18 protein-coding genes are annotated in these 24,834 nt (G+C 41.9%); 6 read left to right on the top strand and 12 right to left on the bottom strand.

Translation table 11 applies throughout. The features are described 5' to 3' along the window. Positions 1-118: 118 nt before the first annotated feature. The 4 genes from AAFP14_RS04115 to AAFP14_RS04100 form a co-directional block, all read right to left on the bottom strand. Positions 119-1,063: a phosphate ABC transporter substrate-binding protein gene (locus AAFP14_RS04115; RefSeq protein WP_341731027.1), complete on the bottom strand. Its 945-nt coding sequence runs from the start codon at positions 1,061-1,063 to the stop codon at positions 119-121. A gap of 72 nt (positions 1,064-1,135) precedes the next feature. After that, entirely contained in the window at positions 1,136-2,248 is a 1,113-nt protein-coding gene (locus AAFP14_RS04110) for an RNA-guided endonuclease InsQ/TnpB family protein (RefSeq protein ID WP_341731026.1), read from the bottom strand. Further along, positions 2,223-2,885 (bottom strand): IS607 family transposase, encoded by a 663-nt coding sequence (locus tag AAFP14_RS04105; RefSeq protein WP_341731025.1) that lies wholly within the window; start codon positions 2,883-2,885, stop codon positions 2,223-2,225. The genes AAFP14_RS04110 and AAFP14_RS04105 overlap by 26 nt, the downstream gene beginning before the upstream one ends. A 90-nt stretch (positions 2,886-2,975) precedes the next feature. Beyond that, positions 2,976-3,674 (bottom strand): PspA/IM30 family protein, encoded by a 699-nt coding sequence (locus AAFP14_RS04100; protein WP_341731024.1) that lies wholly within the window; start codon positions 3,672-3,674, stop codon positions 2,976-2,978. 213 nt (positions 3,675-3,887) lie between these two features. Between AAFP14_RS04100 and AAFP14_RS04095 the strand changes: the two genes are divergently transcribed. From AAFP14_RS04095 to AAFP14_RS04085, 3 genes are all read left to right on the top strand, one after another. Next, entirely contained in the window at positions 3,888-5,498 is a 1,611-nt protein-coding gene (locus tag AAFP14_RS04095; protein WP_341731023.1) for a glycosyltransferase family 39 protein, read from the top strand. A gap of 39 nt (positions 5,499-5,537) precedes the next feature. Next, the gene (locus AAFP14_RS04090; RefSeq protein ID WP_341731022.1) at positions 5,538-7,211 is read left to right on the top strand and encodes a glycosyltransferase family 39 protein; all 1,674 of its coding nucleotides are present in this window, start codon (positions 5,538-5,540) and stop codon (positions 7,209-7,211) included. 67 nt (positions 7,212-7,278) lie between these two features. Further along, a complete protein-coding gene (locus AAFP14_RS04085; RefSeq protein WP_341731021.1) occupies positions 7,279-7,758 on the top strand; it encodes a hypothetical protein in 480 nt (159 codons plus the stop codon). A 136-nt stretch (positions 7,759-7,894) separates the two neighbouring features. Here the strand turns inward: AAFP14_RS04085 and AAFP14_RS04080 are convergent, their stop codons facing one another. Beyond that, a complete protein-coding gene (locus AAFP14_RS04080) occupies positions 7,895-9,691 on the bottom strand; it encodes a BamA/TamA family outer membrane protein (RefSeq protein WP_341731020.1) in 1,797 nt (598 codons plus the stop codon). A gap of 189 nt (positions 9,692-9,880) precedes the next feature. After that, the gene (locus AAFP14_RS04075) at positions 9,881-10,081 is read right to left on the bottom strand and encodes a hypothetical protein (RefSeq protein ID WP_340518803.1); all 201 of its coding nucleotides are present in this window, start codon (positions 10,079-10,081) and stop codon (positions 9,881-9,883) included. 160 nt (positions 10,082-10,241) lie between these two features. Here AAFP14_RS04075 and AAFP14_RS04070 point away from each other — a divergent pair, with 160 nt between their 5' ends. Together AAFP14_RS04070 and AAFP14_RS04065 are read left to right on the top strand one after the other, a co-directional pair. Further along, entirely contained in the window at positions 10,242-11,057 is an 816-nt protein-coding gene (locus tag AAFP14_RS04070) for an alpha/beta fold hydrolase (RefSeq protein ID WP_341731019.1), read from the top strand. A 212-nt stretch (positions 11,058-11,269) separates the two neighbouring features. After that, on the top strand, positions 11,270-12,649 hold the full coding sequence (locus tag AAFP14_RS04065) for an ATP-binding protein (protein WP_472851021.1): 1,380 nt from the start codon (positions 11,270-11,272) through the stop codon (positions 12,647-12,649). Between the two features lie 14 nt (positions 12,650-12,663). Here the strand turns inward: AAFP14_RS04065 and AAFP14_RS04060 are convergent, their stop codons facing one another. The 6 genes from AAFP14_RS04060 to AAFP14_RS04035 all read right to left on the bottom strand — a co-directional run bounded on the left by AAFP14_RS04060 (position 12,664) and on the right by AAFP14_RS04035 (position 23,992). Further along, positions 12,664-13,017, bottom strand: coding sequence for a slr1659 superfamily regulator (locus tag AAFP14_RS04060; RefSeq protein ID WP_341731018.1), 354 nt, complete (start codon positions 13,015-13,017; stop codon positions 12,664-12,666). A 34-nt stretch (positions 13,018-13,051) separates the two neighbouring features. Beyond that, complete coding sequence (locus AAFP14_RS04055; protein ID WP_341731017.1) at positions 13,052-13,663, bottom strand: slr1658 family protein; 612 nt, start codon at positions 13,661-13,663, stop codon at positions 13,052-13,054. A gap of 28 nt (positions 13,664-13,691) precedes the next feature. Then, positions 13,692-14,927, bottom strand: coding sequence for an adenylate/guanylate cyclase domain-containing protein (locus tag AAFP14_RS04050; RefSeq protein WP_341731016.1), 1,236 nt, complete (start codon positions 14,925-14,927; stop codon positions 13,692-13,694). A gap of 159 nt (positions 14,928-15,086) precedes the next feature. Then, a complete protein-coding gene (locus tag AAFP14_RS04045; RefSeq protein ID WP_341731015.1) occupies positions 15,087-17,252 on the bottom strand; it encodes a SpoIIE family protein phosphatase in 2,166 nt (721 codons plus the stop codon). Positions 17,253-17,376: 124 nt separating this feature from the next. Continuing rightward, positions 17,377-18,363, bottom strand: a complete 987-nt coding sequence (locus tag AAFP14_RS04040; RefSeq protein WP_341731014.1) for a nucleoside hydrolase — start codon at positions 18,361-18,363, stop codon at positions 17,377-17,379. Positions 18,364-18,481: 118 nt separating this feature from the next. Then, positions 18,482-23,992, bottom strand: coding sequence for an AAA family ATPase (locus tag AAFP14_RS04035; protein ID WP_341731013.1), 5,511 nt, complete (start codon positions 23,990-23,992; stop codon positions 18,482-18,484). Positions 23,993-24,472: 480 nt separating this feature from the next. On the opposite strand from AAFP14_RS04035, the gene AAFP14_RS04030 reads away from it, so the two are divergent. Next, entirely contained in the window at positions 24,473-24,832 is a 360-nt protein-coding gene (locus AAFP14_RS04030; protein ID WP_341731012.1) for a VOC family protein, read from the top strand. The last annotated feature ends 2 nt before the right edge of the window (positions 24,833-24,834 follow it).

Here is a 24,834-nt window from a genome sequence, read left to right as displayed (position 1 = left end):
AAACCGCGCCTACACAAACGAAGTCCGCCTGCGCGGACTAAAGAATTAAGTGTCGCGTTGCGCGGACATCGCTTGTGTAGTGCCAGACTTGAGTCTGGCGAAATCATCAGCTTTCGGCTCAATTTTCCGCAAGCATCGCTTTTTGTCCTTCCGGGGAAGTTGCATAACCCAAGAAGTCCTTGACTGCTTGACTAGGAGGGTTTTTGTAAACGTAATACAACTGTCGCTGATAAGGATAGTTACCAGCATCCGGTGTCGCCCCGTCTACCGGCACTACCCGCACCGTTTTCTGATTGACTACTTGGGCGAAAGTCGCATACCCAATGCCGTTATTCCCTAAAGCTTGCAGCAGGGGAGTTGTCGCATCTCGATCGAGAGTAGTAATATTTGGCCCCGTAGCAAAATTAGCGCCTTTGAGAACCTGTTCTTTAAACGTCTGGTGAGTGCCACTAACTTGTGGTCGATTAATGATTTTAATCGGGCCAGCCTGGCCACCGACTTTCGACCAATCTTGAATATTTCCTTTGAAAATATCTTGAACTTGAGCCACAGTTAAACCTCCTGTGAAAGGGTTGTTAGTCCCGACTACAAGGGCGATCGCATCCAGGGCCACAGGTACTGCTGTCAAACCCTGACTTTGTTCTCCGGCAGTCAAAGGTTGCGATACCGCAGCAATATCGGCTGTTCCAGCCACCAAATCCTTAATTCCGTTGGCAGAACCATTTGCTTTGGTATCAACTGTAGTGCCAGAAAACTTGCCTTGAAAGCCCTTCTTAAGGTTGAGATTGATTGTCACCATGCTGGTAGAACCGTCAATTTTCACCACAGTACCGGGAGCAACAGAAGTTGGAGGCGCAAAAGAACTAGCTGCAACGGGAGATGCTCCACTCGGTACTGGGGCGACGGGAGGCAGATTCGCTCCACCATCGGGTGCGGGTGTGGGAGTGGGTGTATTTTGGGCATCCTGCGATGCTGGTTTATTCAGAAAAAAGAACGCGCCACCGGCGAGCAAGAAAAATAACAGAATAAAAACTATCGGGGGAGGCCCGCTACTCTTAGCCATAAAATTCTCCTTAGTTGGGAAGTTCTGGGTTGTGGTACATTTACGCGATACATTTCAAATATCTTGGACAAGTCAGACACATGAAAATACCTCGATAGCATCGCCCGCAAGGGTGAAGGGGGTACCCGCCAAAGCTTTTAGCATAATGCCAAAAGCACCGTTTGCGTCCCGGTCGGCAACATAACCGCATTCGGGACATTTAAAAACTTTGTTGCCGGCCAACTTGGCGTGAACGTGACCGCACCTACCGCAGGTTTTAGAAGTATAAGCTTCGTTAGTTTCTACCACTATTACCCCGTGCCGAATAGCTCTACCTAATAGCAACTGCTTGAATCGGTAATGGCTCCAAGTTAGCATTGACCGTACGACAAGCGTGTTAATCCGCCTTTTTGATTTCAGTACCATTTCTGACGTGTGAAAGGTGGGAATAAAAATCACCTTGTAATTGCGAACCAAGTAACTAGCACTTTGACGATGCAATTCATCCACTAAATTGCGAATCTTGATTCGGATTTTGTCAGCAGCACGAAGTATAGCTCGGCGTTGTTTAGCTTTAACTTGTTTTTGGTATGCACGGCTAATTAATTTGTCAAGGTGAAAGCATAATCTGACGATTCGCTCTATGTCTCCCTTGCCAATCTCTAAAACCGTTTCTCCGTCGTAACCAGTTAAAAATGTTCGCACCCCAGGATCGAGCGCAATTACCTTATTCTGGGTGGTTGATGAAGCAGGAATGTGTTCGGGGATTACAGCAAACCAACGCCGTCTATCTCTGACTAGTTGAGTGCCATACCCGCAAAAATCTGGCAGTGGTTGGGAAGATTCAAACCCACATCCTTTGGTTAATTGAGGGAACCAAACGCCTTTGATGTAATTCCCATTTTTGAATTTAATGGTGGCTACTGATTGGCGGCAACTGCGAAACTTTGCTTCACCATTGTTGGCTTTTGCTTGCCTCCAAGCGTCGCAAGCATCTTGTACAGCGTTGGCTTTGGGGTGTCTCGGTACTGTTTTCAACCAAGCTGGCAAATCCTTAAGGATTTGGGCTTCTAGATCGTAGCTGCTACCTCGGAAGCCCTTTTTCAAAGCCTCTATGCAGCGGTTATAAACAAAGCGACAACCCGCCAACCAATGTCGCCAAATTGAGTTGAGCTTGCTATCAGGATAAATCCGAATTTTCTTCACAGAGTTCGGCGCTAATTTCGCTGTCAATTTCTGTGCGTGTCGTTTTTTGTTTTTGTATTTCTGAGTCTTGCCTGAGTTGTTTTTCGTACTTACGGAGTCCGTAAAGCCTTGAGCTGAAACAGTGGACGACTGACAACATATCTTGCACGAGTTCTGCCTGTGGACTGTATTTTTGCTGGTAGAGAACCACGAGTTTACAATCGAATTTTTCACACAGCCATTCGATGAGGTCGAAGCCAAATCGGGCAAGTCGGTCTTTGTGGGCAACGACAAGACATTGGATATCGCCGCTGATAATTCGTTCCAGAATGGCGTTAAGCTTTCGCCGCCTAAAATTGAGTCCCGATCCAATTTCTGTGATGACTTCACAGCCTGGGTAACTTGTAGTAAGTGCCTCAGTTTGTCTTTTGAGATCGTCTATGAGGCTGGATGTTGAGACTCTGGCGTACAAAACTGTAGAAGGTCGAGCAAGCTCAGTTGTACCGGATTTTTGTTTGAGATATTCGGCGATATCGTAACGTCTTTGTCCTGCCTCGGTTTTGATGGTCTTGATGAGGCCATCTTCTGACCATCGGGCAAGGGTTCTGGGGTTAACTCCCAAAGCGTTAGCTGCTTCTCTTGGTGTGACATACGGCATGGCATTCTCGTGGAAGAATACTTTTGATTTTATCTGAGTTTGTCCGTTATGTCTACTATGTCCGTTGAAGTCGTGTAAACTGCCTTTAGGTCACACGTCTGAATTGTCTAACATCCGCAGTCTGCGATTAACTTCATCGTCTATGGTCATTTTTTCTAATTCTGCCTGAAGTCTTTCTTGGGGGTTCTCTGATAGCTCTGCTAAAGCTTGCTGTTGCAGATTGCGGCCTTGGACGGCGTTTTTGGCTTGCTCAAATTGCGATCGGGCTGAATCAATACTCAAGTCGTTGTTGACTTTGGCGATGGAGCCGAGTGCTTCGTTAATTTCGGCCATATCTTTCATATTTTGCATATCGGTTTTGTAGGCTTCCAGCTTCATCCGCTCTCGATTCAGCTTGTCTTTGGAAGCGTTGACGTACTGTTCGGCTTGTTTTACTTGCGCCTCTAACTGTGGCAAAATTTGTTCTGTCTGAATCACCTTCGACATTGCTAAGCGGGCTGCTTCTTCATTACCGTTGCGCTGGGCTGCTATGGCTTGGCGCTCTACAGTTTGCATTTCCCTGACTTTTTCTTCATATTTAGTTTTGGCGCGCTGGTAGGCTGCAACTTGGGTAGATACGGCTGTTGCTAGCTTTTGCACTGATTCTTGCATAGAGCGCAAAGACTCTTCGGCTACCGCCACCGACACCTCGCCGCCGGATGCTACGGGTAGTCCCCACAGCCAATTCCAGGCACCGACTATGGTTCTGCCTGCTTTTTCGCCCATCAACCAGTAAAGGACTTTTTTCATAGGAATACCAGATTAGTTGGATTTTTACGCCTAGTCTACATCAGGATTTGTCGCCCGCCCCATGGTCTCTCGAACATTGTAGCCTTTCACTCAATGACAGAATCGGCGATCGGCAGTTATTCTAAGTAAGTCCACCTAATTAAATGCAAGATCCAAATCGCTCAAAAGCTTACTGGCTTGCTATTCTTCACATCTTATAGGAGTTGATTTATTATGAAATTTAGGCAAAATGGCGATCGACTAATTTCTCAGCATCTTCCACTGCACAAGGGGCTGCGATTTTTAATTATAGCTATATTAGTCCTAGGGATATTTTTTCGTTTCGCCAATCTGGAAAATAAAGTTTACTGGATAGACGAAGGTTACACTTCTCTGCGAGTTTCCGGTTATACAGAATCTGAATTAATTAAAGAGTTAGGCGAGGGCAAAATTAACGAAATAAAAACCCTCCAAAAATATCAGCATCTCAATGCCGAAAAAAACGTTTTTGACACCGTAAAAGGATTGGCACTAGAAGAAGCTCAACTTGCTCCGCTGTATTTTGTAGCAGTCAGATTTTGGGTGCAACTGTTTGGAGATTCCATCGCAGTAACTAGAAGTTTGTCGGCAGTTTTTAGCTTGCTGGCATTACCTTGTATGTACTGGCTATGTTTGGAGTTATTTGAGTCATCGCTGACAGCTTGGTTAGCAGTTGCCATCCTTGCTGTATCGCCTTTTCAGGTAGTTTATGCTCAGGAAGCTCGACCTTACAGTTTGTTTGTTTTGTTAATTTTACTGTCTAGCGCAGTGTTGCTACGAGCAATGCGCCTAAAAACTAATAGTAGTTGGGCAATTTATGCTGCCACACTAGCTGTGGCAATGTATTCTCACCTCCTATTTGCCATGGTTGCCATAGGACATGGTATCTATGTAGTCATTGTGGAAAAGTTCCGCATTAACAAGACAGTTATTGGCTATTTTTTAGCGACCATTACAGGAATCCTAATTTTTTCGCCTTGGATTATAGTTTTTATACAAAATTTCAACTATGCCAGCGATAAAACTTCTTGGCTATCCTTGAGAAGACCGCTTTTAGAATTGGTAAAAAATTGGATTCTGAACATTAGCACTCAGTTTTTTGACGTAGGATTTTACTGGAAGTTGCCACGACCATATTTGATATCTACTTTGCCAGTTATTTTCATGATTTTAATCATGGTTGGGTATTCTTATTATCTACTTTTACGTAAAAAAGAAATTCGAGTTTGGTTATTTGTGATTACATTAACCTGCATGACAGCAGTATTTTTCTTGCCAGCGGACTTAATTAAAGGAGGAGTTCGATCGATAAACACTCGTTACATGATTCCCTGTTATTTAGGAATGCAGATATCTGTTGCTTTTCTTTTTACTCAACTTATAATCCAAGTTAAATTACAAAAATTGTGGAGAGTTGCTCTAGTTTTTCTGCTTTCAATGGGAATTATTTCATCATGTCTCTATTTATCAGCAGATACTTGGTGGAATAAATCCGGTTCTGTGCTTAATAACTCGATCGCCCGTACAGTCAACTCAGCTTCTAATCCATTAATCATCACAGACTTGGCAGGCTATAGTGTATTGAATATCGGCAATTTACTAGGTATGAGTCACCAAATAAAACCCACAGCTAAATTATTAATAATGTCACCTAAAAAAGTTGAATTTCCTGTCAATTTTGACCCGATACTTGTGTATAATATTTCCCCGGATTTACAAAAACAAATACGCAAATTTTATCAAGATAAAATACAAATGATTTACGGTCAAGGTCAAGAAATAATTCTCTGGAAAATAGTCAAATAATGAGCATTTATCTAGCAAGCACAAGTGAGTTGATTTAAAATGAAATTTACGCAAAATGGCGATAGACTAATTTCTCAGCATCTTCCAATGCACAAGGGGTTGCGATTTTTAATGATCGTTATGTTAGTCCTAGGTATATTTTTTCGTTGTGCAAATATCGATCGCAAGTTTTACTGGATTGATGAAACCTATACTTCCCTGAGAGTTGCCGGCTACACCGAAGCCGAAATGATCAAAAATTTTTCTTACCAGCAAATAACATCGCCCTCAGATTTACAAAAATATCAACACATAAATCCCGAACACCATTTAACTGACACCCTAAATTCTTTAGCAACCGAAGACCCCCAGCACCCGCCACTGTATTACATACTAGCCCGATATTGGGCGCAATGGTTCGGCAGTTCTGTCACAGCCATGAGAAGTTTACCTGTGGCGATTAGCTTGCTAGTATTTCCCGCCATTTATTGGCTAGCTTGGGAATTATTTGCCTCTAGCACTGTAGCATGGATGGCGATCGCCATTTTTGCCATTTCTCCCTACCATATTCTGTTTGCCCAAGAAGCCAGACAATACAGTTTGTGGACTGTCACTACTATTGTATCAACGGCATCCCTGCTGCGAGCAACGCGGGTACAGGAAAATCTCAATCCCATTTCGCTGATTTTCCACTGGATAATTTACGCAGTCACCTTAGCAATGGGACTTTACACCCACTTGTTATTTATCTGCGTCGCCGCCGCCCATGCAATCTACATCGCAATCATTGCCAACTGGCGCGATATTCAAACCTTTATTTCCTATTATGTAGCAGCTTTAGTAGCCTTTATCGCTTTCATGCCTTCGGTTATCAATGTTTCAGAAAACATCAATCAAATTAAAAGCACCACAGTCTGGACTGAACAGGCAAATATGTTAAAATTAGTTAGCAGGTGGGCTGGTTCCGTCACCATCGCCTTTTTCGATGTAGGCATTGATGGCAGTGCTAGTACCACACAAGTAGCCTCACTAATTCCTGTGAGTATAATTATCCTCGCTTTGGTGGGATATGCAATTTTTTTCCTGTGCCGACATACACCAAAACGAGTTTGGCTATTGATATTGTTAACAATTGCAACAACGGCGTTATTTTTAGCAGTACCCGATATACTTAAAGGTGGAAGGCGATCGGCAAATCCGCGATATTTAGTGCCATGTTATGTGGGAATGCAGCTAGCAGTTGCTTATCTACTGTCTATAAAAATTAGTGGCAATTTCGATGGTGGTAAGCACCAAAATGTGTGGAAATTCATTATGGTGTCACTGTTTGCCTCCGGCATTATATCCGCGGGAATAATTGCTCAAGCAGACAGTTGGTGGAATAAAGGCAGTGGTTGGCTACGCACCGAAATAGAAGTAGCTCAGGCGATTAATCAAGCCACGAAGCCCCTAATCATTAGCGATGCCAATATAGCATATATTATGCCTTTAAGCTATCAGCTAGAACCAAAAGTCAAACTACTAATTGCACCCCGCTGCTACACTGCTTGCTACAAAAATCGGGAATTGGCACTTGCCAAACCCAAAGTACCTACAATTCCCAAGGGTTTTAGTGATGTGTTTTTATACAGACCATCGTCAGTATTGCGATCGGGAATCCAGCAGCAAAACTATAAAATAGACCCCATTACTGATACAGTCGAGCTTAATCTCTGGAAACTCACCAAAAAATAGATTTTAGACGGATACCTTTAGCGCTAAGCTAAAAATAAGAATCAAAAAATAACATCAAAAATCTAACATGACAGTCACCGAAACTTCCAATATTCGCAAACTCCTGTGCGATCCAGACTTGGGGTTGATTCCCCACCTGGAAAAGTGCCTCAAAGACTTGCACGCATCTTCCCTTCTTTCCAAAGACAAATTCAAGGTAGAACCTTATGATATAGAACTTGGACATTGCCACACCCAGAAGTTTCCCAACGAACAAAAACCCCTTGTCACTCAGTTAGTGTTAATGAAAATACCCTTGACTGGCAAAGTTCAAGACAAGATGGAACTATTTTTGTTAGCCAGTGAATTGCAGAACCAAATCGATCTCAAAATCATTGACTGGAGTGCCTTAGAACGTCGCCAATATAACATTCATGGCATCCCTTTAAAACAACCGGTAATCAAAATAGATGGGGAAATGAATTACAATTTAGTATTTGATAGACCCCACTATTGCTGTATCACCCTAGGCCGCCAATTTGAATTAACTTACGCCGCCAGTTTTTAAGGGGAGTGGTAGGGGCAGGGCTGTTTAATTCTTTGTAGGAGTAAACCTACCATCTATAAAACCCGCCCCTGGTATCTTAAAAGAGTTTGGACTCTTCAATAATCCCCCCGATTCATCGGTGGGGAGTATCAATAATTTAAAATCGCTGCCTTGTACCAAGTACAAATTTGATGTCGCCGCCATCGCTAACACCCACATCAAAGCGGATTAATCCCAACAAGGGCGATCGCACTCGGACTCCCACCCCAAAACCAGCCCCAGTCCCAGGTTTGTCCCTCACCACCGCCGGTTTCCCCAACACGCTGTCTCCGGTTCCCAAATCTGAGGCAAAATCGACAAATATTACCCCGCCCACATCTCTACTGACGGGAAACCGATATTCCCCGGAAGCTAAGAAATAACTCCGCCCGCTACCGAGATCTCCTGTGTCGTAACCCCGCACGGAATTCCGCCCACCGAGACGAAAAGCTTCTGTGGGTGCCAAATCTCCAATTACCGTCCCTGCTTGCAGGTTAAAAGCTAAGGTTTCTGGCAATGCTTCCGTATCGCCACGGCCGAGGAAATTCAGCGGTATATATTGTATATAATTAGCTAATAATTTATTGCTCACTATGTTCCCTTGTCCCAGGGGGATGGATTGTTCGGTGCTGAGGCTGAGAACCGAGCCGCTGCTTGGGTTGAAGGGATTGTTGCGCCGATCGAGCGTGGCGCCAAAAGAAACAGTGTATAATTCGTCAACACCAGTGCCGCTGAAAGTGAGAGGGTTTCCCAATTCGTCACGGCGGGCGATATTCAAATTACGATCGCGGGTGCTGATATTTGTATAATTCAATCCCAAAGTCCCTCGCCAATCCCCCAAAGGCTTGGTAAATGCCAGATTTCCTCCCATCCGAATTTCTCGAACTCGATTGCCATTAGGCAAGTTAATATCGTTGTTGAAAATTTCCGATGTTCGGCGATCGCGAAAAGTTCTGACACTGTATCCCAAAGTATCGGTGGCGGCAACGTAAGGGCTGACAAATTGGACATCATACTCGAAATCTCGGAGGCTGGGCTGAACTTCCACCGACAGGCGTTGCGGATTTGTACCTAAAGTGCGATCGGTATAAGACAGAGGAATCGCTAAGCCAATGTCATCACTCAAACTCGCACTCACACCAAAAGACCGAGCCGATCGCTCTTGGACGTTGTATATAACATTAATATCAGTGCCAACTTCTTCAGTAGAAACAGTCACCATGTCAAACAATCCCAATTGCTGCAACTGCTGCAAATCCGATCGCACTACATCCTGACTGTAATTATCTCCCGCCTTGAGTTTGAGTTCGCCACGGATAAAATCTTCAGAAATTCTGCCCTGAATCGGATTCCCTTGCTTATCAACGGCTTCCCCCTTGGAATTGACAAATCGAATTTTCACCTCTGCAACGTAGATACCGCCCACATCTCCAGCTTGAGAAACCCGTGCAGTACCCTCTAGCTGTCGGGCTTGGCGATTGCATAAACTGCTGGTATCATTCCCCTGGAATAGGCATCCAGCCTTTTCAATACCCGCTTTTTGGGAAATGTCTGGAGAAATATCTGATGAGATAAAATCCCTTAGCATCGGAATGATTAAACTCTCTCTTCTCTTGCTTCGCGTACTTCGCGCCTTCGCGGTTAAATCATTCCGATACAACTGGAATTGATATGATTCCGGCATTTCAACCACCGCCCCTGGGCTACGGGCAGTTTTTAACACCAAGGCAAAATCTTTACTTGGGCTGGATTTAACTTTCACAGAGGGTGATGCAGCTTCTACCGCCACAGGATTTATCGACAGGCTATCTGCTGCTGCCAATTTCACCTCAGTTGCAGCTTTTGCTCCTAATTCCCCTCCAGCCCATGTGGCTATAGCCAAAATTGCGATCGCCTGAATATTTAGAATACGCATAAAAATCTATTTTTCAAACATCCACCGCATATTACCGAAAACCGACCACTATGCCTATGCCCTCACAGAAACCGGGCGATCGTCAATGGATGTGAGATTGGAGATTTTTTGAATTGTAGATTTTATAAATTGACCCCGGATAAAAATCCAGGGACACCGAATCATATTGGGCGATCGTCAACTTACGATTTAAAGAGCTTGTCTAGATACTCGTTTCTCAAAATGAGCCTGAGTCTGCTGCAAAAGTTGTTCGCGACTGTCCTTAGCCTGTGTAATGGTAGGGAGTAAGTTGCGAGCCTGTAAAGTCATGTGAAGCTGTAGGTGTGCCACGTACTCACTCACATCTTCGCGCAGCGAACAAGCTGGGTATTGTTTTAAGTTGGAGTTCAAAGTGTTCTCCTGCTTTATGTTTGCAGTATTTAAAATCATAATAGAGACTATCACAATAGTTTTGGGATTTTCCACTCCGTAATGAAGTTTAACCTTTCGATGCTTGTAGGGTAACAATAGTTTACAAACATCCCTCCAGTACCAGGACTCAAGAACACTTATGCACAAGCACACTTTAACTACATTTGTCAATGGCAACACCCAACAAGCCACTTACCTCGACATCGGGTGCGGGCAACCGTTATTAATGCTGCACGGTTTCTTTGGAGAAAAGACTTGCTGGCTCCCACTCATTGAGTTATTGCAATCTCAGTTTCGCTGCATCAGTTTAGATTTGTTAGGTTTTGGAGAATCTAGCAAACCAGAAATCTGTTACGATGTTTCCGTAGAGGTTGCTTTTGTGCGACAAGTTGTAGAACAACTAAATATCGAACCCTGCTGTATTATCGGACATTCTTTTGGGGGTTGGGTGGCGGCTGCGTATGCTCTCAAATACACAAATTCTGTCAGCAGTTTAGTGTTAGCAGCGCCTGCTGGAATTCGAGACGACACTTTTTGCGGTCAATATGATGCTTTGCGGCCCCTACTGTGGCAAACGCCGATCGTTGATTGGACTCTACAATTGGCAAAACCTTTTGCTAATTTAGCCGGAAAAAGTAACGAATTACAGCAAATATTGGGTTGGCGGCGAGAGTTAATGTCTCAACCAGTAGCTCGCTCTTTTTTAATGAGTCGGATGCGCCCGGAAGACGCCATTGATACCGTGGAAAAAGACATTCACAAATTGCAAATTCCCACTTTAGTAATTACCGGAGATAACGACGAAACAATTCCTCTGTGGCATTCTCAAACCTACGCCAAGGAAATACCAAAAGCAGAATTAGCTATTATTCCCAACGGGACTCATGGGTTGCCCCAAACTCAACCAGAAATGATGGCCAATCTGATGGGAAAATTTTTTGAGCAATTGACCTAGATCCTGTAAAAACATAGATTGTAATACTGACTGAAAAACTGTGACTAATTATACTACTTAAAGAGCCTCCTAGGGACTATATTTTTGACAGTATAGTGAAAACATTTTTTATGATGACCATATCTTCTGCGACCAGGAGTTACAGACATTCAGTTGAGTCGGAGGTATTACCTATCGTGGCATTCAAAAACTACTTCAATCTTGAAGAAATTATGACCGCTAGAAAAATTAGCGCTGCTCTGATTAACGTCAGTGGGCGACAGCGAATGCTTTCTCAAAAAACGGCATTTTTTGCCATGAGGTTGGTTTGCTCTCTAGAAACAGCAGAAAGAGAAACATTGCGGGCTCAATTGCTAGAGGCGATCGCTCTTATGGAAAAATCTCACCATGGGTTAATTCACACTGACAGCACCATCAACTTATTAACTCCCCCTTCCGCAGTTGTCAAATCAATGTATTTTGAAGCGCCACTCTATTTAGATAAACAGGTGCGCGAATATATCGATCGCATAAAAGCATTAGTACAGGTTCCCGATGCCGACCTCAAGCCAGATAATCCTCACCTATTGTACATTGTAGCCGCCGCTTCCGGCGAACTGCTCGCAGCTTTTGATGCAGTGGTGAGTCAATATCAAGAAGAAAGCGAAATGGAACAATTTGAAGTAGATCTCAGACAAGTTGAACTTTATCAAGAAAGTTGTAATGCTAGGGCTACTTCGGAATCTCAAGCCGATGAACTCAAGCGCACCCTGTGCGAACTCAAAGAAACTCAAGCTCAACTCCTGCAAAGCGAAAAAATGTCTTCTCTGGGAGAACTAATGGCTAGTATTGTCCACGAAATTAATAACCCCATTAGTTTTATTTACGGCAACTTAAGCTATGCAGAAATTTATACTCAAGATTTGCTACACCTACTGCGTCTCTATCAAGAAAACTATCCTAATCCCTGTGATGAAATAAAATATCAAATCGAAGAAATGGAGCTAGATTTTTTAGTGGAAGACTTGCCGAAAGTGATGTCTTCGATGCAAATGGGTTCCGATCGAATCCGCGAAATAGTCAAATCGATGCAGAACTTTTCCCGGACTGATAATACTAACATGACCCAATGCGATTTGCACGACTGCATTGAAAACACCGTGTTAATTTTGCGGAACCGCCTGAATTCTAAAAAAATTGGTCGTGATATAGAAGTAGTTAAAGATTACGGAAAATTGCCTCCTGTAGAGTGTTATGCCGGACAACTAAATCAAGTATTTATGAATTTGATTAGCAACGCGATCGATGCTTTGGAAGAAGCAGCAGAAAAACGACCAAATGCTTTATTAAAGATTTATATCCGCACCGAGCTAGCAGGAAGCGATCGAGTTATTGTCCGCATTGCTGACACAGGAGCGGGAATGACTGCTGACGTAAAAGAACGAATGTTCGAGCAGTTTTTTACAACTAAAGAAATCGGTAAAGGCACAGGTTTAGGAATGTCGATAGTCTATAAAATTTTAGTAGAAAACCACGGTGGCATTCTGCGGTGCGAGTCAGAACCGTCTCAGGGAACCGAATTTATCATTGAATTGCCGGTGCAACAAACTTAAACAGTTAACAAAAATCACTCCAATTGCAGCTTCAAGGTTGGCAACAACTTTTCTAAATTCTTAAGAGATTTCTGTTGCCAAGGAACATCATTTGAACCTGTTACCAACAGTTCAATCGTTTTCTTTTTCCGCACACTAATGACAAACTTGGAGAGCATATTAATACCAGAACTGTTAAGAAACTCCAGTTGTTTGAGGTTCAAAGTAATGTGAGGAGGTTCTAAACTAGCAACCTCATCTAATAAATCAACTATGGGCTTATAATCTGACGCTCCATCTAAGCTGAGTTCGCCTTTGAAACAGACTGTCACCGATTCTGGATCGTATTGAATAAAGTAGTCTTGACCTTTAAGTTCTTGAATATCCATAGTTTTGTGGTTTCCTGAGTGAATTCTGGCTCTACTAAACACTAATTTGAACGAGGGTCGTAATAGCGAGCATAGGGAGACCATCGGCTATCGATTCAAATTTCCAACCTATCTTAGCAGCATAGTCATTAATCATCGTCAGCAATCCTAATCCCGATGTTTCACTTTCTATTTCAGCATTTTTTTCAAGCTGCTGTAAATAGAGTTCATTAGAGTCAGAAATCAGCAGTTCTTTAATGAATTCCTGCAATTTATGAGCTGCTGCTTCCTTCACATAATTCGTAGCATAAATTACCGCTGTTACATCATCTTCTCCTATAAAGTGAATCCCAAACCTTACCTTGTGACTACAGTCATCATCACTAAATTTTATAGCATTTTCTAACAGTTCATTAGCAATATAGCTCACGGCTCCTTTGCTTTGTTTAATTCGTTTTTCGCTGCTAAAATTCTGCTCGTCCACTGGTAAAAAACTAGACAAATAATCTGCTACAAAATGAGCAGATACCCGATTATTTCGCCAGCGCTGCTTGATGGGGCGAGAACTGGGAGTAAATGTAAGTTCTAGGGAGTCATGATCCGGTGGAAATTCATCGATAAATTCTCCAAAAATTTCTATCCCTTTCTCCAAGCTTCCCGATGTCATATTGTCTCCCTCCAATTATTTTTTTAGGTCACTTTTGGGTAAATTTCCACACGCCATTCCAATTAGCCGGAATACTATTTTCTAAAAGTGCTTGGATGCGTTCTAGATAAATTTGGCTGGGTTTGTCATCGGGATTTAACGCCACAATTTTTTCAAAACAAACCTTGGCATTAGCAAAGTTTCCCTGACAATATTGTTCTAGTCCATCCTCAAAAATAGGCAAAGTTAGAATTTTGAGCGATCGCACTGGTTCTACTTCAACATCTAACACCTCACAAACAGTAATCGGTTCTTGTCTACCTTTCACAATCGCCCGATCCAAAAAGCGAATATGATACTTGGACGGTTGACTCAAACGTTGTACCACCTCTCCTGAAATTAATAAAGATACGCCATAATACTTAGTCAAACCTTCCAGACGAGCCGTGATATTCACATGATCGGACAGGGCATCAGCTTGCATCCGATTTGCTTCTCCAATAATCCCCACCATCGTATCACCAACATGGATACCAATGCCAATATTCACCGGAATCTCTCCATTGATTTTACGGCTTTGATTATATTTTTGCAACTCCTCTAACTTCACAATTCCCGCCTGAATGGCATCATCAACCCCTTCGGGAAAAACTGCCATCACTCCATCTCCCATATACTTGACAATAAAACCATTGTGATTCCTAATTCCGGGACTAATTCGCTGTAAATAGCTATTGATAAAGTTAAAGTTTTGTTGAGCAGTCATTTGCTCGGCCATTGTGGTGAACGAACGGATATCAGAAAACATGATAGCCATCTCTTTACTGACGTGATCTCCAAGCTGGAAATCCACAACACTCTGCTTTCCCAGAAATTGGAAAAATTCATCGGGAACAAAACGTCCGTAAGCCTGCAAAAGTTTCTCTAATTCCTGTTCCCGCGCTTTCACCGTTTGCACCATATGGGAAAAAACCTGTGCCAGTTCTCCCAGCGTATCACTGCGCGCTGCGACATCGGACAATATCTGAGGTTCAAAGCAGTTGTTTTTCACAGCGATAGCTGCATCTATCACCTTTTTTACCTGCTCGATATAAGTCTGCATCTCTCGATTATTATGACGGATTTGGTTTTCCAAATCCGTGGAATGCTCCGTGATAATTTCTACTAAAGTTTCATAGCTATTTTTTTCATCTTCGACTTCTTCAAGTTTCTCCATCAAATGCTGTAGCTGAGTCTTGAGTTCTTCAGGAGATGTAGATTGTGCTAAATTTATCTGGGTTGTCATAATTTATACTCCCGAACTTGGGAGCGAAAAATTGTTTCAATCGCTAGCTGTAAATTATTAGAGGTTACACGATGCGATCGAGAAATCCGGTTGCTTCTGACATTCTGCGCCCCCAAATCCCCGATCGCTCCTCTAAAGCTGCTCTCTCGTAGGCGATCGTCAATTATGCACAATATTTCCCTGTTGCTTCAATACTAGCAAAGTAATGTCATCAAGTACCTTTTCTTCTCCCCTAAATTTTCGCAAATCATCAATAGTGGCTTGCTTGATTTGTTCGGCGCTGCGATGCCAGTTTTGAGAAACTACTTCACAGAGTCTTTCTATACCGTAGAATTCTTTCTCGCTATTTCTGGCTTCGGGGATGCCGTCAGTATAAAGCACTACCCCGTCACCAGACTCTAAGTCTACTACAACCTGACTAATCCAATCTAAAATATCCTCATCTAAGCCGATAGGAAATCCTAAATCCATTGTGTCAATTCTTTCAATCTGACCACCTTTTCTGACCACTATAATTTCCTCGTGTTGACCGCTAATACTAACTTTACCGTCGGCGTAATTCAGCAGAGCTAGGGTCAGACATTTGTCAGATTTCATGCGCTGGACATTTTTGTAAATGGTGCGATTAAGGGTATCTAAAAAACGGACGGGATCGGATTCTTGCAGTTCCTGAAGAGTGCGGACTGCTGCTTGAGTCATCACCATCAAAATGCCACTTTCTAATCCGTGTCCTGTAACATCTCCAATGCAGATTGTCACAAGTCCCTCCGTACAAAGTACGTCGTAGTAATCGCCACCTACTTGCTCCGCTGGTTCCATAAATCCCGCAATATCTAAGCCTTTTATTGCTTGGAGTTCGGCTGGTTTGGGCAGAATTAACTGCTGCATTTGCTGGAGGATATCCAGTTCGGCACTCATGCGAATATTTTCGGTTTTGAGGAGATGGTTGAGGGTAGAAATTTCTTGATTTGCTTGGGCTAGTTCGGCAGTGCGTTCTTCAACTTTATCTTCCAATGTTTCAAAGGAATCTTTGAGTTGTCCAGCCATACTATTGAAAGAATTTGCTAATTTTTTAATTTCCACGATAGGGTGAGATTCATTTACGTGTTGATCGAGATTGCCACCTGCTATATATTCGGAGGCTTGGGTAATCCGAAAAATTGGGTGAGCAATCCAACGAGCCGAAAAAACACCAAGAGTAATTGCCACAATTAGTGCAACCACAGATAAAATAATCGTTCTGTGAGTATTCGTCTCAATCTGACCCATAAAGTCCGACTCTGGAACTATGACAACAATCAGCCAATCCAGACCGTACTCATCCTGAAATGGTGATATTTGTGCAAAATATCGCTGATTTTTGAATTTCAAATCTAATTGTTGTTCAGTCCTAATTGAATTGAAATTCTGAAAGCGTGACAGTAGATATTTTGTAGTAAATTGTACGAGGGGATCTCTACTCTCCACTGCACTGAGTAGCTGCGGAATTTGTTGAAGTTCGTTCGCTTTTTGGTTTTTGATAACAAATGGCTTTTCTGTCGAACTAGCAACCAACATTCCTGAACGTTCAATAATGAATGTTTGACCGGATTCACCTATTTTTAATGTTTTCAAAAAATCACTGATTAAGGAAAGTAAAAAATCATTGAACAGCACACCTTGGATCTGACCAGCCCCATCGTAAACAGGTACAACGGCAGATATCGCTGGTCTCGGAGTGCCTTGATAAATAAAAATATCGCTCCATGTTGCTTTTTTTGACTGAACAGCTTTCTGATACCAGGGACGTTTGTTGTTAATAAAATTAGGAATAACTTTTCGGAGAGCGATTCGATTTCCCTGCTTATCGGTTGTATAAATACCAAGATTTCCGGGACTGGAATTTTCCATTAAATTGACTTCTATTAGCCCATTATCTAGTCGTTCCATCCCCAACATTTCACCTTGTTCTGAAGCGTAGCCAATGAAACCTATTTCGGAAAATTGATTAATCTTTTTCCATAAATGTATTTCTAAATTTGGAATATCTTGCAGAGATATCTGTTTTAATTCCAGGGAATCCAAGTTAATTTTATGAATTAAGTAAGGGGTTTTAAGATAGTTCTCTAAATTTTGTTTGATGCGGTTTGATACTTCCCGGCGTAGTTGATAAGCGACTTCATTAACAGACTGCTGTCCGCTTTGGAATGACAGATAAGCCACTAGACCAACAGCAGCAAAAATTTGTAAAACAAAAGGCACGACGAGGGTGGTGCGGAGGCTGAATTTGCCGAAAGAGCCTTTCCTAGGGATATTTTTATCTATCCCTGTTTTTTGAGAAACCATAGTTATAAAAATTCCTAGCAAAAAATGGACAGTTAAAAGCAGATTCGTTAGGAGTGATTAGTTGTAAAATGCGAGCGGGATTTTTGGGGGTCAGACTAGAAACCAGGAGTAAAAATTGTACAAATTAAAGAGGATTGCTTTCCTGGTTCAGGATATTCTTAAAAACATTTTGGAAAACCTTGCTATCGACGGACATACAGACTTGAACACTCTTGGCGCAACAATCATGTATTAGTTGTCCTGAATGGTCGTCTTCTTGATTCAATTCTTGAACTACCTTCAACTTCTTAGTTTCAGTTTTTGTCACTAAGTTGACAGGGCCAGCCATTACGGCTGCTGCGAGGGGATCGTAGAAATACTCCTGAAAACCAGCACTCATGTCCTGACCTAGTTTCGCAATCATAATTTTACTAGCAAACTCTGCACAGGGGGTTTTGGCTGATCGAGCAAATTCAGTCACAAAATCCAAGGTCAATTCAACTTGATAGGCCGCATCTAGGGGGACAAAAGTTAGAGGTATAGCAGATTCCATAACTATTTTTGCTCCTAGAATATCGATGAATATATTCCATTCAGCGGTTTGGTTAGTAGGGTAGTAACCCTCAAAATCTGCGACATTACCTCTTACATCTATGGCACCACCCATGATAAATATCCTTTCAATTTTTGAATTAAATTTATGGCCGTATTGTCGGATAAAATTTCCTAAATTAGTCATGCCACCAATCGAGAGAATAGTAACTTTATCTGGGGAATCACTCAAGGTTTCATGAAAAAAAGTAACGGCGGATCTTGGATCGAGGGGGTGTGGATTAACAGGCAAATTAAGGTTAAAAATAGAGTCAATTTTTTTGCGAAAGTCTGGGGGAAATACGTTACTATAAATTAGTGGCTGGTTAGTCCCCGCACACACTGGTACTGTGCCCTTGCCTCCTAGTTCTAGCAAATTGCGTGCATTCTTGACTCCTGGGGTGAGGTGAGACTCCCCAACACCGGTAACAGTTAGTCCCAGGATTTCTATATCGGGATGTTGCATCAAAAAAAGAATGGCTAGCCAATCATCCCATCCCATGTCTGTATCGACAATGACTTTCTTTTTTTGTTTATTCATTGTATTTACCATCCTATTTAGTATCTGCCATCGTAACATAGGATATCAAAAATAAATCCCCTACCTGTAAGGGATTTGGCTACTTTACAATCGTTTACATATTGGCGTTTTACAACGCCTACTTATTTACATAACTTAACTTTTTTTGCTTGAGAACCACCAAGGTAATGTCATCAAATACCTTTTCTTGTCCCATAAATTTTCGCAAATCATCGATGGTGGCTTGCTTGATTTGTTCGGCCCTGCGATGCCAGTTTTGAGAAACTACTTCACAGAGTCTTTCTATACCGTAGAATTCTTTCTCGATATTTCTGGCTTCGGGGATGCCGTCAGTATAAAGCACTACCCCGTCACCAGGCTCTAAGTCTACTACAACCTGACTAATCCAATCAGAAATATCCTCATCTAAGCCGATAGGAAATCCTAAATCCATTGTGTCAATTCTTTCAATCTGACCACCTTTTCTGACCACGATAGTTTCCTCGTGTTGACCGCTAATACTAACTTTGCCGTCGGCGTAATTCAGCAGCGCGAGGGTCAGATTTTTGTCAGAGTTCATGCGCTGGATATTTTTGTAAATGGTGCGATTAAGGGTATCTAAAAAACGGACGGGATCGGATTCTTGCAGTTCCTGAAGAGTGCGGACTGCTGCTTGAGTCATCACCATCAAAATGCCACTTTCTAATCCATGTCCTGTAACATCTCCAATGCAGATTGTCACAACTTGGTCAGTACAAAGTACGTCGTAGTAATCGCCCCCTACTCGATCCGCTGGTTCCATAAATCCCGCAATATCTAAGCCTTTTATTGCTTGGAGTTCCGCTGGCTTTGGCAGAATTAACTGCTGCATTTGCTTGAGGAGATCCAGTTCGGCACTCATGTGAATATTTTCGGTTTTGAGGCGCTGGTTGAGGGCAGAAATTTCTTGATTTGCTTGGGCTAGTTCGGCAGTGCGTTCTTCAACTTTATCTTCAAGAGTTTGATATAACAGAGCATTTTCAATGGAGATAGCAGCTTGGGAAGATAGGATTTTTAAGACTTCCAATCTGTCAGTCGTAAATGCGCCAGTGGCGAGACTATTTTCTAAATACAAAATGCCGATCGCCTTACCTTGGTTAACAATGGGAGTACACAATACCGATTTAGGTTGGCGATCGATAATGTAGGGGTCCGCAGCAAACATATTTTCAGTAGCAATATCGTTAATTACCAAGGTTTCTCTAGTACGCCAGACGTAGTTAATGGCAGTGATGGGAAGTTCGTCGCTTTGAATGAGTAAAATATTAGGTAAATAAGATTGCTCATTTAAACATTTGGCAACTATCACTAATTCACTATTAATTTCTAATATAATATAGCTCTGAGAAGCTCCAGCATTTTCGTTTAGTATTCTGATTAAAGTTGAGAGTAATTCCTCTACATTAATTTCTCCTGATATGGCTTGAGAAGCTTTGATTACTGTTTCTAAATCCAGGGACTGCGACATATCTTTGCTAGTGCTACTAACGCCCTCTAGCATAGTTTCAGCAATTGTTATTCCCCCATAGAGGCTTGTTGTTTGTTGGAGAATGGGAGCTAGTAATTGGGAATAGTTTTGTTCTAGATTTTTAATTTTTGCCGGAGAACCCCAGCGAGCATAAGCATAGTAAGCGTCGGTTAGATAGACGCTGGCAATTTTATCTTTGCCTAATTCCAGATAGAATTTAGCAGCCAGTTCGTTTGCTAGTGCTTCTTCTTGGATGTATTGGTTTTTTTGGGCTGTCACAATGGCGCGATCGTACAAATCCATCGCTTCCAGCCTGTCTCCTAATACTCGTGCTATTTCTGCTGCTACTAATTCATACTTATGTTGATAATTCATCGGTGCATGAAACGCCCATGTTTGCATTTCTTCCTGATTGTTTCTCACTTGGTTTAAGTATTGTTCTGCTGCGATCGCCTCTGCATGGGGGTACAGTGCTAGCAGGGTGAGGGAATGGTAAAAGTTGTGCTGTGGAACCATCATTAACGACCCGACTCCAGCGACATATTGCTCTGCTAGCTGGGCATTTTCCAGGGCCCGATCGCGATCGCCAAACAAATAATTCACAACCATTTTAGCAAAATAAATCCCAAAAATGGAAGAGACATTGTTGGCTGCCAACAAAACAGGTAACATTTCATCTTCATTGAAACTTTCCCCCACTAAGCGACAATTATCATCAGCTAATCCTTGTAAATTTAATACTAATTGTCGCCATATTTGGGTATAGTAAGTCTGATATTCTTGTTTAGAATCGAGCATAAGTTCCAGATACTGTTCATATTTTTGATCTACTAATTTTAGGTCTTCGCCGCTAAAAAAACTGTAGATGCAAAGATAAATAGCAGCATAGCAAGCATACTCAAGATCGCCAGTTTCTAAACCACTTTGGACTGCCGATAGCAGATAAGGTAGAGTCGAGCGAGTCGGTTCTTTCCAATGTCTGACGCAGGCATTATAAACCATCACAACTTTCGAGTGAAATTCGGGAGATGGAAATTTATCTAAAACCTGTAAGGATAGTTGACCGTATTGATAGCCTAATTCAATTTCTCCGATTACTTCACAAATTAAACTGCAACAAGCATAGGCATAACTAGCAGGGGCAGAATTACCGTATTTGATACAAATATCTGCCATGGTAAATACAACGGTGGGGTAAATTTCGGGACTAGCTAGATAAGCCCCAGAAGCGATCGCACATAAAATCCTCAAAGCAGCTATTTTATAAGCATCCTTAATTTCTGGCAGATCGACTAAGCTAGAAATTTCCTCTTCCCCAGGGAGTTCTGTTTCCAAAACAACACCAAGCATCCCCAAAACTTCCAATCCAGTATCAACTGCTAATTTCATCTGATTTTGAGCAATATAAGACTGAATTCGTGCTTCGTAAACTCGGAATTGATCGAGGAGATTTCGCGAGTGAGATAGAACTATTTCAGTCAGTTGTTGCGATAAATCAAAATTTGTATTCAAATATTCTGCTTCTACAGATTCTACATAAATATCTAGGGTTAAGTCATATAAATCGGTCCAGCTATCATCTGGTAGTAAATGGCGGGCGATGGTTAAGTAATCAACAGCAGCAGCATAGGCTGTAGAAGTTTTCGCTTTGCGCCCTGCTAATAAATTCAAGGAAGCTAGCTGATTTCTTTCAGTGCGATCGACAATTAATTCCACTCCCATATTCAAGTGGTTGACAATATCAAATATCCGCTCTTCTTTTTCACATTCTGGGGTATTACTCAACAACAATCTGCCAATTTTTAGGTGAGTTAACTGCGTGGCATCATCAGTAATTAAAAAATAGGCAGCTTGTTGAACGCGATCGTGCAAAAATTTGTAACTTGGCAATGGACAATCGGCAACAGCTAAGGGTGATGCCTCCCCATCCTCTGTAAAAAACTTGTAAATTTGACTTTGCGGTAAAATTAGACCTTCTTGCAATGCTTTCCACAAGTCAGCAGCCGTGTCTACTTGAGATTTTTCGCAAACAACAGCCAAGGTTTCTAAATCAAATTGACTGCCAATACAAGCAGCTAACTTTAAAACATCTTGAGTGGCGATCGGCAATTTCTGCAATTGATTAGCCATAAACTCGACGACATCATCGCTAACTGCCAATTCTCTGATTTTACTAAGATCGCACTGCCACCCCCCCGCAGTCCCAGTCGGCGCAGTCGATGGTGCGTACTCTCCCTGGTTTCCAGTGTTTAAATCGAAATAAATTAACTTATCTTCGTAGAGCTTTTTGAGGAATTGATTGCTAAAAAAAGGATTGCCTTGAGTTTTTTGAAAAATCAATTCTGTCAAGGAAAGAGAGCGTTCTAGCGGACAAGTTAAAGCATCAGCAACCAGACGATTCAAGTCAAGTTTGGAAAGTGGCGCGAGAGTAATTTGATTAATTATAGGGACTGGGCGATCGCTCCCATGACTGGGCACAGAAGATGAACTCGTACCTAGCTTACGAATTTCCGATAAAGTCAGCATTAATGGATGAACATTGGAAACTTCATTATCTCGATAGGCACCAATTAAGAGCAAATGTTGCCCTTCAGATTCGCCCAGCAACAATTGCATTAATTTCAAAGATGCTGAATCTGCCCATTGCAAATCATCTAAGAAAATAACTAAGGGGTGATTTTTGGTAGCAAAGACACGAATAAACTTTTGAAATAGCAGATTGAACCGATTTTGTGCCGGACTAGGCTCTAATTCTGGGACTGGGGGTTGCTTGCCAATCAACAGTTCTAATTCGGGAATGACATCAATAATTACCTGAGCATTTTCACCTAAAGCTGACAGGATTTGCAATTGCCAATTTTCAACTCGCTCCACACTTTCTGTGAGTAATTGTTCCATTAACTTTTGCAGTGCTTGCACCCAGGCGGAGAAAGGAATATCGCGCCTGAATTGGTCGAATTTTCCTTTAATAAAATATCCACGCTGCTGAACTATTGGTTTATGAATTTCGTTCACGACAGCGGTTTTGCCAATCCCGGAAAATCCCGCTATCAACATTATTTCGGTAGTAGCTCTACGGCGTAATTTATGAGTTTTTTTGGCGCTGTTAGGGGAGGTTTTTAAATTTGTAGTTAGGGAATTTGCCTGGGGAGATGCGACGCGCTGGAAGGCTGCTAATAGGGTCAAAACTTCGATCTCTCTGCCATACAGTTTTTCGGGAATCACGAAGTGCTCAGAAATGTCTCTGTGGCCTAATGCAAACAGTTCAATAGTGCCAGTAGTGCCAGTATGGGAGTATGCTTTTAAGCAGAGTTCTAAATCATATTTGAGACCTGTAACTGTTTGATAGCGTGCTTCTGCTGTTTTTGCCATCAGTTTTAGCACGATGTTATTCAATACTTGGGGGATGGCTGGATTTAGGGCGATGGGATGAATTGGCTGGCGAGCAATGTGACAGTGAACCAATTCCATGGGTTCGTTGGATGAAAATGGCAATTGTCCTGTCAACAGTTCGTAAAAAGTTACTCCCAGGGAGTAAAAATCGGTGCGGTAGTCAATCCCACGATTCATTCTTCCCGTTTGTTCGGGAGACATATAAGCTAAAGTTCCTTCCAAGATATTGGCATTTTTAATTTCTTGATTTTCCCTAGGCAAAAGGGACGAAATACTAAAATCTATGATTTTTATTTGTTGAGTTTGAGGGTTGATTAGAATATTCTGTGGCTTGATATCTTTATGAATAATTTTGTTTTGATATATCGCTTCTAAAGCCGAGCAAATTTGAAGGGCTATCTGCAAAAAATCCTCTAAACGATTCGTGAATTTGCCATTAATTCCAAACACATCATTGGCGACGTATTCTGCCAGAGAAATACCCCCAAAGTCCTCCATCACCAAGGCAAAGCCGTTACGGTATGGTTCTAGACTTAAATGTTTGACAATCCCGGAATGATCGATATTTTTAGCAATGGTGTATTGATTGCGAAACTGCACCAGTTCGCTGAAAGTCGGATACTCAGACTTGAGCAATTTGATCACAACTGGTTGATTGTCTGATTCAGAACAACCTCTATACACCAAGGTTCTGGGACCGGAGTAGAGTAGTTCGATAGCGCGGTAGCCGGAAATTGAGAGCGGAGTCATAGTTTCTAAATTCTAGTAAGTTGTTGGTTATAGTAATATAAATAATAGTGCGGTAGGTGCATCATCGAAGGGATGTCTGTTTCACAAGAACGATCGCAGATGTCTATTAGTTTACTATGATGCCCAAGGTTTCGGGAAGATTTGACCACAAAATAAAGCTCGGTAGATAGAAAACAGATAACGAACCACATCAATTGCCTTGCTTTTTTTTGCAGCGCTTGCTTCCCAGGAGCGATCGACTTAAAAAGTCATATCTGGTAAGATATTATATCGCTACATAAATTAATTATTTAAGGATTTTTTGGAAAATTATATATTAGAATGTATAGGGCTGCATAATGTGAAAAATCAATTAATATCGATACAGTGCATAACATTGATTTTGTAGGTTTATCTGTATTCAAAGTAACAGATTATGTTATGATAAATCTGTGGATCACAATTTTTATATAAGCGTGAAATTAAAACATCTGAAAAAAAATGCAAATTACCCAACCCCTCCACAGCGCCCTACTAATTTCTAATCTCGAAAAATCCCAACACTTTTATAGCACCGTATTAGGACTGCACAAAATTGATAGACAATTAAATTTTCCCGGTATTTGGTATCAAGTAGGTAACTTCCAAATCCACCTAATTTTAGCAGAAAAAGTTATCCCAAATACCGTAGATTATGAAAAATTAGGACGCAACCAACATCTAGCATTTTCTGTTGCTAACTTAGAACTAGCTAAAGAGCAATTAATCGCTCATCATTGCCCAGTACAAATGAGTGCATCAGGTCGATCGGCATTATTTACCCAAGATCCCGACGGTAATATCATCGAACTCAGCCAGTAACA

Source organism: Microcoleus sp. EPA2, assembly GCA_020882975.1.
Lineage (GTDB): Bacteria > Cyanobacteriota > Cyanobacteriia > Cyanobacteriales > Microcoleaceae > Microcoleus.
The sequence above is the reverse complement of the archived record's forward strand: the minus strand, read 5'-3'. Positions and strand labels throughout refer to the sequence as shown.

Coding starts and splice junctions, on each gene's coding strand:
- AAFP14_RS04115 (WP_341731027.1), bottom strand. CDS start 1,063: ATGGCTAAGAGTAGCGGGCCTCCCCCGATAGTTTTTATTCTGTTATTT.
- AAFP14_RS04105 (WP_341731025.1), bottom strand. CDS start 2,885: ATGCCGTATGTCACACCAAGAGAAGCAGCTAACGCTTTGGGAGTTAAC.
- AAFP14_RS04100 (WP_341731024.1), bottom strand. CDS start 3,674: ATGAAAAAAGTCCTTTACTGGTTGATGGGCGAAAAAGCAGGCAGAACC.
- AAFP14_RS04095 (WP_341731023.1), top strand. CDS start 3,888: ATGAAATTTAGGCAAAATGGCGATCGACTAATTTCTCAGCATCTTCCA.
- AAFP14_RS04090 (WP_341731022.1), top strand. CDS start 5,538: ATGAAATTTACGCAAAATGGCGATAGACTAATTTCTCAGCATCTTCCA.
- AAFP14_RS04085 (WP_341731021.1), top strand. CDS start 7,279: ATGACAGTCACCGAAACTTCCAATATTCGCAAACTCCTGTGCGATCCA.
- AAFP14_RS04080 (WP_341731020.1), bottom strand. CDS start 9,691: ATGCGTATTCTAAATATTCAGGCGATCGCAATTTTGGCTATAGCCACA.
- AAFP14_RS04070 (WP_341731019.1), top strand. CDS start 10,242: ATGCACAAGCACACTTTAACTACATTTGTCAATGGCAACACCCAACAA.
- AAFP14_RS04065 (WP_472851021.1), top strand. CDS start 11,270: ATGACCGCTAGAAAAATTAGCGCTGCTCTGATTAACGTCAGTGGGCGA.
- AAFP14_RS04060 (WP_341731018.1), bottom strand. CDS start 13,017: ATGGATATTCAAGAACTTAAAGGTCAAGACTACTTTATTCAATACGAT.
- AAFP14_RS04055 (WP_341731017.1), bottom strand. CDS start 13,663: ATGACATCGGGAAGCTTGGAGAAAGGGATAGAAATTTTTGGAGAATTT.
- AAFP14_RS04050 (WP_341731016.1), bottom strand. CDS start 14,927: ATGACAACCCAGATAAATTTAGCACAATCTACATCTCCTGAAGAACTC.
- AAFP14_RS04045 (WP_341731015.1), bottom strand. CDS start 17,252: ATGGTTTCTCAAAAAACAGGGATAGATAAAAATATCCCTAGGAAAGGC.
- AAFP14_RS04040 (WP_341731014.1), bottom strand. CDS start 18,363: ATGAATAAACAAAAAAAGAAAGTCATTGTCGATACAGACATGGGATGG.
- AAFP14_RS04035 (WP_341731013.1), bottom strand. CDS start 23,992: ATGACTCCGCTCTCAATTTCCGGCTACCGCGCTATCGAACTACTCTAC.
- AAFP14_RS04030 (WP_341731012.1), top strand. CDS start 24,473: ATGCAAATTACCCAACCCCTCCACAGCGCCCTACTAATTTCTAATCTC.